Origin of the sequence: Cysteiniphilum marinum, assembly GCF_014857925.1 — a bacterium.
GTDB lineage: Bacteria > Pseudomonadota > Gammaproteobacteria > Francisellales > Francisellaceae > Caedibacter > Caedibacter marinus.
The window spans coordinates 48,478-63,573 of the sequence record NZ_JACYVZ010000001.1 but is presented as its reverse complement, the minus strand read 5'-3'; the positions used below and the strand labels follow the sequence as shown (position 1 = coordinate 63,573).

15 protein-coding genes are annotated in these 15,096 nt (G+C 37.8%); 7 read left to right on the top strand and 8 right to left on the bottom strand.

Annotated features, from left to right (window positions below; translation table 11 throughout):
* Window positions 1–26: 26 nt before the first annotated feature.
* Window positions 27–677 carry a UvrY/SirA/GacA family response regulator transcription factor gene (uvrY, locus tag IE867_RS00305; RefSeq protein ID WP_192482780.1) on the bottom strand — a complete coding sequence of 217 codons (651 nt, stop codon included), beginning with the start codon at window positions 675–677 and terminating at the stop codon, window positions 27–29.
* Between the two features lie 246 nt (window positions 678–923).
* Between uvrY and IE867_RS00300 the strand changes: the two genes are divergently transcribed.
* Window positions 924–2,072 carry a ribonuclease D gene (locus tag IE867_RS00300; RefSeq protein WP_192482779.1) on the top strand — a complete coding sequence of 383 codons (1,149 nt, stop codon included), beginning with the start codon at window positions 924–926 and terminating at the stop codon, window positions 2,070–2,072.
* 52 nt (window positions 2,073–2,124) lie between these two features.
* Window positions 2,125–2,454, top strand: a complete 330-nt coding sequence (locus tag IE867_RS00295; RefSeq protein WP_192482778.1) for a DUF2845 domain-containing protein — start codon at window positions 2,125–2,127, stop codon at window positions 2,452–2,454.
* A gap of 5 nt (window positions 2,455–2,459) precedes the next feature.
* On the opposite strand, the gene purC is transcribed toward IE867_RS00295, so the two are convergent.
* Together purC and IE867_RS00285 are read right to left on the bottom strand one after the other, a co-directional pair.
* Window positions 2,460–3,167 (bottom strand): phosphoribosylaminoimidazolesuccinocarboxamide synthase, encoded by a 708-nt coding sequence (gene purC / locus IE867_RS00290; RefSeq protein ID WP_192482777.1) that lies wholly within the window; start codon window positions 3,165–3,167, stop codon window positions 2,460–2,462.
* A gap of 17 nt (window positions 3,168–3,184) precedes the next feature.
* Window positions 3,185–4,243 carry a hypothetical protein gene (locus tag IE867_RS00285; protein WP_192482776.1) on the bottom strand — a complete coding sequence of 353 codons (1,059 nt, stop codon included), beginning with the start codon at window positions 4,241–4,243 and terminating at the stop codon, window positions 3,185–3,187.
* Between the two features lie 182 nt (window positions 4,244–4,425).
* Here IE867_RS00285 and IE867_RS00280 point away from each other — a divergent pair, with 182 nt between their 5' ends.
* Both IE867_RS00280 and IE867_RS00275 read left to right on the top strand, forming a co-directional pair.
* Window positions 4,426–5,541, top strand: coding sequence for a hypothetical protein (locus IE867_RS00280; protein WP_192482775.1), 1,116 nt, complete (start codon window positions 4,426–4,428; stop codon window positions 5,539–5,541).
* 105 nt (window positions 5,542–5,646) lie between these two features.
* Window positions 5,647–6,888, top strand: coding sequence for an MFS transporter (locus tag IE867_RS00275; protein WP_192482774.1), 1,242 nt, complete (start codon window positions 5,647–5,649; stop codon window positions 6,886–6,888).
* Here the strand turns inward: IE867_RS00275 and IE867_RS00270 are convergent.
* Both IE867_RS00270 and IE867_RS00265 read right to left on the bottom strand, forming a co-directional pair.
* The gene (locus tag IE867_RS00270; RefSeq protein ID WP_192482773.1) at window positions 6,854–8,143 is read right to left on the bottom strand and encodes an MFS transporter; all 1,290 of its coding nucleotides are present in this window, start codon (window positions 8,141–8,143) and stop codon (window positions 6,854–6,856) included. The genes IE867_RS00275 and IE867_RS00270 overlap by 35 nt on opposite strands.
* Before the next feature lie 195 nt (window positions 8,144–8,338).
* The gene (locus IE867_RS00265; RefSeq protein WP_192482772.1) at window positions 8,339–9,292 is read right to left on the bottom strand and encodes a DNA-directed RNA polymerase subunit alpha; all 954 of its coding nucleotides are present in this window, start codon (window positions 9,290–9,292) and stop codon (window positions 8,339–8,341) included.
* A gap of 259 nt (window positions 9,293–9,551) precedes the next feature.
* Here IE867_RS00265 and IE867_RS00260 point away from each other — a divergent pair, with 259 nt between their 5' ends.
* From IE867_RS00260 to IE867_RS00250, 3 genes are all read left to right on the top strand, one after another.
* On the top strand, window positions 9,552–10,169 hold the full coding sequence (locus tag IE867_RS00260) for a hypothetical protein (RefSeq protein ID WP_192482771.1): 618 nt from the start codon (window positions 9,552–9,554) through the stop codon (window positions 10,167–10,169).
* 1 nt (window position 10,170) lies between these two features.
* On the top strand, window positions 10,171–11,139 hold the full coding sequence (gene nagZ, locus IE867_RS00255) for a beta-N-acetylhexosaminidase (RefSeq protein ID WP_192482770.1): 969 nt from the start codon (window positions 10,171–10,173) through the stop codon (window positions 11,137–11,139).
* A gap of 71 nt (window positions 11,140–11,210) precedes the next feature.
* Window positions 11,211–12,350 (top strand): mechanosensitive ion channel family protein, encoded by a 1,140-nt coding sequence (locus tag IE867_RS00250; protein WP_192482769.1) that lies wholly within the window; start codon window positions 11,211–11,213, stop codon window positions 12,348–12,350.
* Between the two features lie 22 nt (window positions 12,351–12,372).
* On the opposite strand, the gene tmk is transcribed toward IE867_RS00250, so the two are convergent.
* From tmk to IE867_RS00235, 3 genes are read right to left on the bottom strand one after another with little or no spacing between them, the layout of a single operon-like run.
* Window positions 12,373–13,020 carry a dTMP kinase gene (gene tmk / locus IE867_RS00245; RefSeq protein ID WP_192482768.1) on the bottom strand — a complete coding sequence of 216 codons (648 nt, stop codon included), beginning with the start codon at window positions 13,018–13,020 and terminating at the stop codon, window positions 12,373–12,375.
* A 2-nt stretch (window positions 13,021–13,022) separates the two neighbouring features.
* Entirely contained in the window at window positions 13,023–13,763 is a 741-nt protein-coding gene (gene deoC, locus IE867_RS00240; protein ID WP_192482767.1) for a deoxyribose-phosphate aldolase, read from the bottom strand.
* The gene (locus tag IE867_RS00235) at window positions 13,753–15,021 is read right to left on the bottom strand and encodes a phosphopentomutase (RefSeq protein WP_192482766.1); all 1,269 of its coding nucleotides are present in this window, start codon (window positions 15,019–15,021) and stop codon (window positions 13,753–13,755) included. The genes deoC and IE867_RS00235 overlap by 11 nt, the downstream gene beginning before the upstream one ends.
* Window positions 15,022–15,096 lie beyond the last annotated feature (75 nt).

Here is a 15,096-nt window from a genome sequence, read left to right as displayed (position 1 = left end):
TATGGACAGAAGCAAATTAAAAAGTATTATTCTTTGTTACTTTCAAGGTCAATCAGTTTATGTCTAATCGCCATATGCGTTAACTCAACATCACTGTCAATATTTAGTTTTTCAAACAAACGATAGCGATAACTATTAACCGTCTTTGGACTTAAACAAAGCTGATCCGCCACTTCATTAACCTTCTGACCACTTGTGATCATGATTAACACCTGCATTTCACGCTCTGATAACACATCAAATGGTGAATCATCATCATGCGTTAAGTGCTTTAAGGCAAGTTGTTGTGCAACCTCAGGTGATAAATAGCGCCTTCCGGCATACACTGTCTTAATCGCTTGAATCATTTCATCAATGCTAACGCCTTTGGTCATATAACCAGAAGCGCCTGCTTGTAATACACGTGTTGGATAAGGTTCTTCACCATAAACAGTCACAATTAAAATTTTAATCTGCGGATAGGTCTTGGCAATGCGTTTTGTCGCCTCCAAACCGCCCATACCAGGCATTTTAACATCCATCAAAATGACATCAGGTAACAGTTTAGAAGTTAGCGTAATTGCCTCCTCACCACTGGCTGCTTCACCAACAATCTCAATATTATTGACATCACTGAGCAACTTCTTGATCCCTAGTCTTACCAAATCATGATCATCAACCAAAAGCACTCTTATCATTACCTTGCTCCCATGTTTTAGGTCACCTCCTAAGAAAATATGCCTATCTACTTTGTGCTTTAGCTTAAACGCTTTACGTCAAAAACTTAAAGCCTACATTGGTTAACATGCACATTCACTTGTGAGACTTTGACCATAGTATAGCGCAAAATTGCCAATGTTGCTGTAGCAATTTGAGCTTATTTTACTTGTATTTCTATCTTTTGTTTGTAAGATAAAGCATTTGTAAGATGACAGTCGCACTCAATGATTACAAACAGTAATGATTTACAACGCATTATACCGCTATTGATGGCGGAACCAATGATCGCACTAGATACTGAGTTTTATTGGCGTAATACCTATTATCCTGAGTTATGTCTTATTCAAATCGCAACAACCAGCCATACCTATTTGATCGATGCTTTATCAGCTGAGATTAACTTGCAACTACTTAATCCGTTGTTTGCAAATAAGCACACACTTAAAATCATGCATGCGGCTGAGAATGATATCAAGATTTTAAGGCATTGCTTAGATTGTGAGTTTAATGGCATATTCGATACACAAATTGCCATGGCATTTCTAGGACATGATCATCAATTGTCACTTAGTAACACGCTAACTCATTTAGGATTTGACGATTTAAATAAGGATGAAAAAATGTCAGACTGGCGTAAGCGTCCTTTATCTAGCGCGCAAATAGCCTATGCCACCTCTGATGTTATCTCTTTAATTCAATGTCAAAAGTTACTAACAGATAAGCTTAAAAAAACACCATGGTCGAAGGCGTTTGAAGAGGAAATGAAGTTTATCCAAAAGGCACATTTCAATAACACACAAGATGCTCCCTTAAAATTCAAACATCATCTTGCACGCTTAAATGTGTCTGCCCGCACACATTTAATTCAATTAGCAATTTGGCGCGAAGAGTATGCACAAAGTCGAAACTGGGTAACGCGTTATGTGCTTTCAGATCAAGAGCTTGTCAACCTAGCTAAGTTAAATCCTCTAAATCTGCAAACTATTACTGAAAAACACATTCTATCACATAAGAAAGTACAACGTTTTGGCGCTGAACTTATCCAAATATTACATACAGCAGATACTCAATATGATATGAGCCTGATTGAACGCGCACGAATTAAAATCAATAAAGAGCTCTTACAATTGTGCTTCGAATACCTTGCTGAAATTGCTGAAAAACAGCATTTGCCAATGGCTCTGATCTCATCAAAACAAGAACTTAAACATTTCCTCTATCAAAAGCTTATAAATCCTAATCACATGGGTGCCAACAAATTAAATAATGGCTGGCGCTTAGAGTATTTTGGTCAAACAATTGGTGATTATGCACACACACAATGTTCAATATTAGGACTTCCTTATCATAAAAACCTTGACGAATCAAAATGATATTCTACGCTTAGAAGTGCCTCGCATGATTTACCAACTAAGGAGAATACTTATGAAAAAATCGTCTTTTTTGTTACTTGTCCCAACAAGCTTACTTTTGATTGGTGCTAGCGCCCATGCTGCCACAGATAGCAAAGCATCAACGCCTAATATTCAGTTAAACTGTAATGGTTCAGTGCTAAACTTAGGACTAAGTCAAGCTGAAGTGATTAAAGCTTGTGGTGAAGCTAGCGATGCCAGAAACTTTTCGGATTCTAATAGGCTATATTATAAAACACCTGAAGCAGATGCTTCTATTGAAAACAAAACTAAACTTAAATTTGTTAACGACAAATTAGTTGAAATTTCTTATGAGCGCGAAAACAAAAAGTTTGATGATTAACAAACTTATAAAACTAACCCTATACGTTTAGCAACCGTTTTATAGTGACCAATCACATCACCGAGATCTTGGCGAAAACGATCTTTATCAAACACTTCTTTTGTTTCTTTATCCCACAATCTACAGCCATCTGGACTAAACTCATCCCCTAGCAGGATCGCATTTTTAAAACGTCCAAACTCAAGCTTATAGTCAACCAATAACAATCCTGCTTCATCAAAAACACCAGATAAAATATCATTCACTTTGAAGGTAGCTTCGCGCATAAAGTCAATTTCTAACGCAGTTGCCCAGTTAAAGCTTAAAATATGCGATGTATTAATCATTGGATCACCTAACGCATCATCCTTTAAAAAGAATTCAAACACCGGTTTATCAAACTTCATGCCTTTTTCAAGACCTAAGCGTTTGCAAATTCCACCGGCAGCGTAATTACGCACTACACACTCAACGGGGATCATTTCAAGGCGCTTCATCAGACTTTCATTATCACTTAATGTTTTGACAAAATGGGTTTTCACACCCTCTTCTTCAAGCTTTTGCATAATGAAAGCATTAAAAAGATTATTAACACGCCCCTTATCCTTCAGCGCTTCTTTTTTAACACCATTAAACGCTGTGGCATCATCACGGTACTCAATAATAACATGATCGGCATCATCACTCTGATAAACAGACTTAGCTTTTCCTTGGTAAATCAACTCTTTAACCATTTTCATTATCCTTTTAGCTATTTAAGTGGGATATGTGATGCAATCGTAGATAAAATCGGCTTTGCCTTATCCACGGGGATTAATACTTGTTTGGTATCAAACAATGATACTCTTAACTGTTTTTGCTCTTCTCTGAAGAAGTTACGCCAATTACTCATATCACTAAATATCGACCCATTTTGCGTGTATGGATACAGATACAACAAGTAGCTTTGCCCCTTATTGTCTTCAAATAAAATTGTCTGCTCTTTAGCATCATAGGCAACGTATTTATAGCCTGCTGCTTTTAATGCATTTTCCAAGGTCTTTCTTGCTAATGCTTCATCACCAACAAAGACAATAGAGACAACTTTATCCTTAGTATAAAGCTGGAACTTCAAGCCGTTCTCACTATTAATAAACCCGAATTGTGCATTGACTAAAGTTTCTTCAGTGACTTTTTGACCTTCTATTGTTTTTTGGATCTGCTCGACGATGCTACTTGCCTCTTTAGTAACCGCAGGTTTTTCGTCCATATTAAACAAGGATAACTCCGCACGTCTAAATTCATTTTTAACATGGCCGATAAACACATAGTAAGATTCACCTGAGGCTTTATCTTTAACGATAAAACGACTATTGTCTTTATCTGTTTTTTCAAGTGACACATTAGGCCGTTTATCTTCTAACGCAGACTCTACAATCATCCATGTCACTGCGTGTGGTTCGTAAATGACTAATTTAGCTTGGTTATCTTTGTCATAGCTTAACTTCGTTGTGACAACATAAAGCTGTTTTTGCTCAACCGCACTGACATCATAGTTGGATGCAAAATTAGGTGGCAACATCGCATTTTGCGCCTGAGACAGTTGATTCTTAGTAAAGCTTGTTTGCCCTTTAGGAATCACCAATGCCGGATGAATGTTAGGATCTGTTGAAACCGATTTTGGTACTTCCAATGGTTTGTTTTGTTCAACGGATTGACGCGCGTAATCAAAATCACGGTTACGGAAGAAATTACTGGTTGATGCGCACCCTGCCAAGGTACTGATACTTAAGATTGCAAGTGTACATGCAGTGATTTTATTAAATTTCATGACTACTTTACTTGGAAAAAGGTAAATGCATTATACACAAGCAAAGCCTAAATACGCACAGGATTTTAGCGCAAAAGTCCTAGTTATTTAAAAAACTAATATCCCTATTAGAAATACTAATTTCCACAACTGATCAAAAAACGGTAAATTTCTCCCTGCAACACAAACACACGGAGAAAAAAATGAAACAACTAAGTTTATTAATTGCAAGTTCTTTATTCATATCAACGAGCGCTTTTGCTGCAACCAATGTAACGTCTGACGATGTTGCAAAAGCAGTTACACACGTCAATGATGTAAGCTTTTCAGATCAACAAGGCACTGAAAACATTCAACAACTTAAAAAATTAGTTCAAAATGCCAAAGCAAACAACTACATTGCTGCTGTTGTCAACACGGCCAATTTAGTTTCAATCACAGCACCACAATACAATGCCTTTAATACATCTCAAGATCTACTTAACATGTCAGATGATCTTGCTGGCTTTAGCAACGCATTAAAAGCAGTTGTTAATAATTATCCAATGCTTGATAAGATGGATCAAGCGCTAACGCAAGCACATACTGAACTACAAGCAGCTTGGGATCATCGTGTTACTTTCCTAAATGGTGAATCAGGGGAGCAAAAAGCTTATGAGTTTAATTATTTATTAAATTACCTGACCGTCAATGGCGTTAATGTGATCCAAAAAGGCAAAAGCATTGATGAAACCAAAGACTTTTATGTCAAGCTAAACACCTTAGGTTATAGCATTCCAATGGATGCATTCAATAGCTACTATCAAGCGCGCAACATGGCCGTTGAAGCAGTCTACGCTATCAACAAAGACATGGTCGTCTCTGCGTTACAAAACGTACAAACTAATGCGAAAGTGCAACAATTATCTGAAGCAACTAACGACATCAATGTCGCTATTAATGATTTCTTAAACTTAAGCTACAGCTTTAAGTTCTTAGGCAAAACCATTGAGATTAAATTAATTCCTAATCAAGTAAAAGACATGGTACACAATGGCTTACAAAAATCTGGCTTTAATGATACTAAAAATGCGCTTAACTTTCTTTTAAGCACAACAGCAGAAGGTCAAACAAATATTCCATTAGCATCAGATTACAATAACATTAAAGACACTCAGGATAATAACGTGTTTGCACGCTTAATGATGACCTTATCAACGATGCTTGCGCAAAACATTAATAACAATATGCAAGATCCACAATTCCATATTACTAATGAGCAAGCTTATTATGTAATCACTTATCAACTTGCCGAACTGGTTAATAAAAATCTCGCATAAGCGACAACATTCACTGAAAACTTAAAACATCCTTCGACATTTGATCTGTTTTTCAGTATAAAAGGCACATTAAAAAAATGAAAAAAATGCGCTAGTGATAAACTTATGACCAGACAACGAAATATACTTGCCGCTTGGATTTGCTTTCTTGGCGGCTTTTTTGTGCTCTATCAATTCCTACTGCAAGGCTCAACCAGTTTAATGGTGCCAGTATTAATGCGTGATTTATGCATTAACCTCACTGAGATCGGCTTTTTATCTTCTGCTTTTTTTTACCCTTATATTCTTTTGCAAATTCCATCTGGTTTTATCATTGATAAATTCGGACCTAAGAAAACCTTATTTATTGGCACGCTTATCTTAGGTTTAAGCACATTAGGTTTCGCTTTTTCCGAAGGATTTGCCACTGCGAATATCTCTCGGATTATCATGGGTATTGCAAGTGCACCAGGGGTGGCATGTGCGATGTATCTTGCTGCACGTTGGTTCCCTAAGAGATTCACTATTGTCGCAGGCCTAATTGAAATGATGGGCATGCTAGGAGGTGCCGCCGGAGATTACTTTTTGGAACATGCAATAAGTGATTATGGCTGGCGTACGGCAATGATTATTTGCGCTATTATTGGCTTGGTTCTTGCGGCTTTGATTTTAATTTTCGTCAAAGGAAATGCGCATGAATGCTGTGAACCCGAAAAACAAGACAACTGTCAAACACATACATTAAAGCATTTTGTAGCATTATTGAAAAATAGTGACGTATGGCGATATAGCTTATTTGGTGGTTTGATTTTCACCATTATTAGCGCCTTTGCCTCTCTTTGGAGCATTGGCTTTATCCAAGTGCTTTATCCTGAGCAAAGCAATCATGCATCACATGCTACTGCACTGATTTTTATTGGTGCAGCTTTAGGCGCTGCATCCAGTGGCTGGCTTGCTAATAAAATTCGCTGTATTCATGTTATGCAAATATTTAGCCTTATTGCTCTGATTAGCTTTATTATCCTTTTGTATATCGCAATTCCTTTTTATCTTGGTAATATTTTACTTTTTCTACTTGGCTTTGGTTCTGGCGCTTATATTCTACCCTTTGCTTCGATTGAGAAACTATCTCATCCTGATGCTCAAGGCATGGCAATGGGTTTTACCAATATGATCATTATCGGTTTGGGTGGACCAATACTTCAGCCTTTAATCGGTTGGATTTTAAGTTGGTATCAATCTGCCTACCAATGTAACGCTAACACCTTAGGTGGATTTCAAACGGCACTATTGCCTATCTTAATAGGGCTAATTACTGCCGTGATCTTAAGCTTTATTCCTGCAAAGTCGGCAAACGTTTGCAATTAGTTTCTTTGACAGCCAACAAACCAATAACAAACGCAATAGCAAAAAACAAAGTGCAGCCAATAGTAAGCGCGACTTGATAGCCATGGACACTAATACTCTCACCACTCTTAGAAAATTGATTTAATACAATACCAGTAACATTTTGCGCAGCCCATGCACCTAACAAAACAAACATATTATTAAACCCTACAGCAGTTGCCGTTAATGAGGCAGGAACATTCTCGATCATAATGGCAAAAGACAAGGTTTGCGCACCTGCTGCAACACCAAGCAAAAACATCAACATTGAAAATATCACATAGCTATCAATCGCTAACCAATTAAGTAGCAAACTAACAACCACACCAAATACAGCACAAGCCAAAAGCACTTGTTTACGCTTACCTAGCTTGTCTGAGATTAATCCAACTAATGGACTGCCCAAACCCAAACCAAGCCACACAAATGACACGGCACTTGCAGACACTGTTTGACTAAAGAAATGCTCCAAATAACCAACACCACTCATTGAACCAATTACTTCAACTGCTGGATAAACAAAAAAAGCAAAGATCGCGATTAACCACACCTGCTTAATCTTTATCAACATCACAAGCTTTTGCTTAACCGTTAATGCATTCTTGCTATTTGATTCTGTCTTATCCACTTGACGTTTAGACTTATCTCTAACAAATAAAAAGAAAAATAGTGCCAAAATACACCCTGCAATAAACACACCATGGAAGATTAATCGCCAGTCATTATCCGTGACAACAAGCATGAGTACAAAAGGCGCACCTGCTAAAATAGGTCCAATCATTCCAAGTATTTGCGTCATACCACCCATAACACCTAGATGCTGATGCGGAAACCAATCAAGAATAATTTTAAACATCATCGCAAAAGCAAATGCAGATCCCAAACCAACGGCAAAGCGTCCAATCCAAGCGACAGCTGCTGTTGTCGCAAAACTAAATAATAACGCACCAAGCGCGGTAACAATAATGGCAAACGTACCGACCTTGCGCACACCAAAATGATCAATGAGTATTCCCACTGGTAACTGCATTAAAGAATAAGCAAGGAAATAGGCTGATGAAATACTACTTACTGTTAATGCATCTAGATGCAAATCATGGGCAAAAATCGTATTCATCGAGCCAAATGAGGCGCGACAAAAGAATTCATATAAAAAGAAAATGCCAGCTAATGAGAAAAAGAGCCAGCCTTTAAAGAGGCTACGTGAAAAAAGATTAGATTGAGCTAATGATAACATATGGTGATTTTTTAGATTTAAAGTGTCTTTAAATTACCACAGCCAAAGACATAAAAAAATATAATTAATTAATTTAGATTTCAATTATACACTCGCCTAACAGCAGCTCAAAGCCAGACGCTTAAGCGAAGTCGGAGGGAAAATATTATACAAAAGAAACACATGGCTTCGACTAATGCTCAGCCAGCGTTAGTTTTAGATCAACTCTTTTGGCCAATCATCAACGATAGTACCTAATGAATAACCATAAGAAGATAATTTTTCTTTAATTTCATTCAAAGACTTACGACCAAAATTTGGTGTTTTCATCAGCTCAGACTCAGTGCGCTGCACTAATTCACCAATATAACGGATGTTCTCTGATTTTAAACAATTTGCTGAACGCACCGTTAAATCCAACTCTTCAACTGTTTTCAATAAGAATGGGTCGATTTGTGGTTCTTCTTCAACATATAGACGCTCTGCCAACTCATCTTCATCGACGATATTTGACATTTGTGTTTGAATTTTTTGTGCGGCCAAACTCAATGCTTCAGATGGGGTTAAACTACCATCTGTTTTAATCTCAAGAATTAACTTATCCAAATCTGTCTTTTGTGCAACACGTGCATTTTCAACATTATAGCTACAACTTACAATCGGCGAATAAGACGCATCTAATACAAAACAACCATCAACAAACCCTTGATCTGCAGCAACATAGCCAACACCTAGGTCAATTTGCCCATCAATTGAAAGTTTTTCTTTACCTTCATATTGGCAAATATAAACATCAGGATTTAAGATCTCTAAGCCTTCAGAAACCGTTAAATCTGCTGCATAAACATCTTTTGCCTTACCTGAAAGTTTAATCGCAATCTCAGCTGTTTTATGTTCAGGTGAAAGCTTAAACTCAATCGCTTGCAAGTTAAGTAAGATCTCTTCAATTGTTTCAACCGTTGGTAACTGAGCAGATAGATCATCACCATCATTGAACTTAACACGTGTTAACGCAGCCCCTGCCAACGCGTTAGCTAAAATCTGCTTTAATGAGAATCCAAGCGTGTAACCAAAGCCACGTTCTAAAGGCTCCAAAATAATCTTTGCTTCTTTGTCATTTTTCTCGAGATTATTCACTGTTGTCGGATGTAGCAAATGCTCTAATGCCATCGTTTTATATACCCTTTTGTTTATATATCTTACATCTCAATGCTTCTTAATTGCCTGACTATTTCAAGCACCAACTCGCACGATTTGATAAATACGGATGTCGAAATTTTGCAGCATTCTATCAAATTTTTTCTAAAAAACCTAAAAGAAATTGACATTTGATTAAATTCATATTCAAAGCAGCGCAAGAAAGACTATAAAATGCTTTATGCGCAGTATATAATTCAGGGCAGTTACAATAAATCTAACATTAACAATAATGAATAGCTTTCAACAACAACTTAAGCATTTACGTGAACAACAACAATTAACCGTCGACGGTGCTGCAAGCAAAATGAGCTTCACTGCACAAACCATTCAGATGCTAGAAGATACTGATGATCTATTTTCACTGGAGTTACCCACGCAATCACTTAAAAACTATTATCGTAAATATGGCGAATGTCTTGGGATGCCTGAGCGCAAAATTGTGAGCATGTTAAATAGAATTGATTACTTGGATTATAAGCGCTCACGCAAAGGCAAAATGAAACCCTTTGATTACATTAATCGCTTGATCATTTTGATTTTGATTGTTCTGTTAGGGCACACGGTTTACGTTTTATATCAACAACAAAAAGCCAATGCTTTAAAACAAAGTGTCGTTACTTTGAGTTCACCTATTGTTTCTAGTTCAACCGAACAAGAGAATCCAACAATCTTGCCTCCAACGAATAACCAAACAAGTGATTCTACTGCAACACCAAACACAACAACAGCTAATACAAGTAATGCAACTACAATTAACTCCACAAGTGCGTCAACAACAATAAATTCTGCAACACCTACAACACCTCAAGCAAATGATGCAATACAGCAACAATCAGATCAGCAATAAAATGCACACTAACCCAATCACTGCTCGCTTTATCATTGGTATTGAATCCACTGAATTAACCACTCACGATATCAATCGCTTACAAAACAAACACGTGGTTGGCGTGATTTTGTTTAGTCGTAATTTCATAACCTCAGATCAACTAAAGAAACTAACGACAGCCATTAAATCATGTCGTAATGATCTTATTATTTGTGTTGATCAAGAAGGTGGGCGCGTTCAACGCTTTAAAAGCGATCAATTCACACCACTATCCTCACTCTATGAACTTGTACAAACAAATGATAAAACACAACTTAAACAACATGTCGCCACACTTGCCAATGAGCTGAAACATCATGGTGTTGACTTTAGCTTCACTCCGGTAGTTGACTTGTATTATCAAGATAGTCGCGTGATTAACACACGCGCTTTTGCTGAAAATGCAGATGACGTCATACATTATGCCAAACAGTATATTGACGCCATGCATCAATACAACTTACCGAGCGTTTTAAAGCACTTCCCAGGGCATGGCAGCTTAGCTGCTGACTCCCATACAGAAAGTGTTATTGATCATCGAATCTTAAGTGATATTGAACAAACGGATTTACTGCCCTTCATCACGCTTATTAATGAAAACAAAGCCGATAGCATTATGGTTGCCCATCTATCTTACCCGCAAATCGATACTGAGATTGCTTCACAATCGAAGTTTTGGCTTACGACTTACTTACGTCAAAAAATTGGCTTCAAGGGTATCATCTTTAGCGATGACTTTGGCATGGCGGCTGCAACTCAAACAGCTAAGCACCCACTAGAGAATTGTCAGAGGTTCTTTGGCGCTGGAGGTGACATTGCTTTATTATGCAATGAATTTAGCGTGATGAATGAAATACTCGATGTTTTTAGTAATACTTGCTATCAGCATAATAACGCCTTTAACCACCGTTGGCAGTGCTTTCAACATTTTTTTGACAACGGTTTGTAACAATATCCATATTGAACTTCTCAAGAATTTCCCTAGAATAATATTCATTACAAAAGATTATTGAGTGACTTATGGACCCTATTACACAATATATGGATGTTAACAAAGCTTATGCTGAATATGTTCATGCGCTAATTGTAATTATCGCTATTTTACTGATTAATGTGATTATTCGTATTGTACTTGCTATTTTTGATAAAAGCCTTGCCAAAAAATCACCTTATTTGCGCATATTTTATCAAGCAGTTAATCGCCCTGTACGCTACATCACATGGATAATTGGATTATGGATTATTCTCACTCAATTCATAAATTGGCAAGGTGAGCAGCCGCAAATGATTTTTGCAATTGCCAACAAAACTGTAAAGATCTTGGTCATCCTATGTATCGCATGGATATTATTACGATTTGCTCGCGGCATGCGTAAATTATTTATTGAAAAAAACACACGCACTGATGGTGGTTACAATGACTTTAGTATGATTGAGACGGTCTATAAGGCTTCCCAAGCAATCGTTGTTATTTTACTATTTTTCAGTGTACTTGGTGCACTTAATATCCCGATTGTCGCTTTAGCTGGTATGGCAACCGTAGTAACGGGCTTTTTTGCAATTACACAACAGGAGCTTATCAAGAACCTTTTTGGAGGTACCGTACTTTATCTTGATCGACCTTTTGCTGTAGGGGATTGGATTTATACCGTTGATGGTAGTATTCAAGGAACGGTTGAAAAAATAAGCTTTAGACTCACCATTATTCGAGGATTTGATCGACGTCCTATTTATGTACCAAATGCTACTTTTCTAACCGCTGCGGTTGTTAATGCCTCACGTATGACAAACCGCCGAATTTTGCAATATATTGGTGTACGTTATAAGGACTTTAGCAAGGTACACCAGATCTTGCATGACATTCGCCAGATGCTTAAGAGTCACCCTGCAATTGATCAAACGTGTACAACATTGGTTTGTATTGTTAATGGCAACACCAATATGGGCTCAAATACTGAAGGTGTCTTTGGTTCATATTCGATTAATTTTATGGTTTATACCTTTACCAAAACAACCAATTGGGTGAAGTTCCAAGCCACACAAGATGAAGTCATGCTAAAAGTCGGTGAAATCATTGAGCAAAATGGCGCACAAATCGCTTTCCCTACAACCACTTTAGACATCCCTGAAGGCGCATTACATGAAGTCAATAGCAATTAGAGCGCAACTTATTCTTGATTCATTACTTAATAAATTTTAAAAGCACGTCGGTTAACTGTGCCTGAACTTCTTCAATGGTGTTATTGGCATTAATAATGACACTTGTTTGCGGGTTATCTTTAACAAGCTTAAAAAACACCTCGCGCGCCCGATTAAAAAACGTTATCTTTTCCTGCTCGATCCGATCAAGCGCATTTCTTGATCTAGCGCGCTGAAGCCCAAGTTCAGGATCAATATCCAAGTAAATCGTTAAATTGGGTTGAAAGGATGATAGTAATAAATCATTTAACTGCTTAACCTTATCAAATCCTAGCGCTCTACCGCCTCCTTGATAAGCCAAACTTGACCAGTTAAAGCGATCACTCACTACCCATTTGCCACTGTTAAGTGTGGGTTTAATTAATCTTTCAACATGCTGCATACGTGTTGCATACATAAGGAGCAATTCAGCCTCAGGACACAGTGCTTCCTCCTCATACGGTGTAATTAAAAGCTTACGTATCTTTTCAGCTAAAAAAGTACCGCCTGGTTCACGCGTAAAAACGGACTCAATTTTCTCTTGTGACAATATTTCACGAATAAATTCAATGGCGGTACTTTTTCCCGCTCCTTCTAAGCCTTCAATAGCAATAAACTGTGCTTTTTGATTATTTTGATTATATTCTTTCATCTCTAATAACTGCTTGTGCTTGACTCAAGGTTTAATAAATTATCCAACAAACCGCTAACGCCAAAGCGAAAATATTGTTTATTGATATAATAATCATCACATATTGAACGCGCCAATTGAATGTACTCAAGTGCCTCAGCATAACTTCTAATACCACCCGATGCTTTAAAGCCAATCGTACGACCTGATAAAGCAATTTCCTGCAGAATAATCTTTGCCGCTTCTAGCGTTGCGCCAACAGCTGTTTTACCCGTTGATGTTTTAATAAAGTCTGCTTTAGCATTAATCATATCACGACTGACGATTTGGATAAGCTCAGATGATAACTCACCTGATTCTATAATCACCTTCAGCGTACGATCGTGGCACAGCTCTTTTGCCGTTTTGACCATATTTATTGCATGTGGCGATGTGCTATTTTCAAGGTATTCTGTATAGGGAATGACTAAATCAATTTCATCAGCGCCAAGGTTAATCGCATTGTTAACTTCCATAGCAACAGCATCAACAGAAGCCTTTCCTTCAGGGAAGTTAACCACTGTTGCAATCGCAATATCTGGATGAACTTTAGATTTAATATATGAAATAAATTCCGGATAAACGCAAACTGCAGCGACTGTACCTAGATGATTAATGCTCTTTTGTAACAATTGATCCATACTCGCCTGAGTATCTGACTTATTCAAAGATGTCAGATCAATAAGAGAAACAATTTCCGTGAACTGACTGTGATCAACCAACATGTGCCATATCCGCTGATTTGAAAATCGACTGCCCACAGCTTAAGGGTGTTAATCCCATGTAATCAGCGATGCTCTGGCCAATATCAGCAAAGCTCATACGCTCGCCAATGCATTCAGTCGTGATATTTTTGCCCCACACCAGAAAAGGAATATGCTCACGCGTGTGATCTGTTCCCTGCCAACTTGGGTCACAACCATGATCCGCTGCAATAATAACAATGGTATCATCATCTAGTAGTTGATCAAGCTCAGGCAGGCGTGAGTCAAAATACTCCAATGCTTTGGCATAGCCCTCAATATCACGGCGATGGCCAAAACTTGAATCAAAATCGACAAAGTTTGTAAAAATAAGCGAGTTAGGCTCAGCTTTTTGATACGTTGACAGTGTGACATCGAATAACTCTGTTAGCCCCGTGGCTTTAATGCTTTGCGTAATTCCTTGATTAGCGTAAATATCTGCAATCTTACCAACTGAAATCACCTCTCCACCTGCTTCTTTTAATTTATCAAGCAAGGTTGGCTCAGGCGGCAAGACCGAATAGTCTTTGCGATTTCCCGTACGCGCATATTCATTTGCTGACTCACCAATAAAGGGACGAGCGATCACGCGTCCTACTACTAATCCCATTTCATCCAGAAGCTCACGTGCAATCTTGCATATCTTAAGCAAACGCTCTAAACCAAAGTATTCCTCATGTGCTGCCACCTGAAAAACACTATCTGCTGAGGTGTAGATAATCGGCTTCTTTGTTAAACAGTGATTAACACCATGTGCTTTAAGTACCTCAGTACCTGATGCGTGACCTGCGTCAATCACACCTTGCGTTAATTCACTGCGTTTTAGCCATTCATCAATAAATGCTTTAGGAAATACCGATGTGTCTTCAGCTTCAGCATGATTATTTTGCGCGAAATAATGCCAATCAAACATCACTGGCACACCGGCAATCTCCCAATGACCACTTGGCGTATCTTTACCCTTACTATTCTCAACACAATAACCATATTTGGCCTCTACAACAGGCTCTTCTTCATATAAATCAATCGTAAGTTTACGCGCACGACTTAGCTCTGCAGCTTTCTGCAAACCACGTTTAGCAAGATTTGGTAAATCTAATGATCTTTTATACTGCGCACGATAATCGACAATATGCCCCAAGGTATCAGCACCTTGATCACCAAATAGTTTGGCATCCTTAGCTTCGCCAATACCAAAAGAATCCATTAATAATATAATTACTTTTTTATTATTTAACACGAATGCTTTTCCTCAAAATATATTTATGAATATATACCCACCACAAATCATTTTACAGAACTTTTGCGTTGCAAC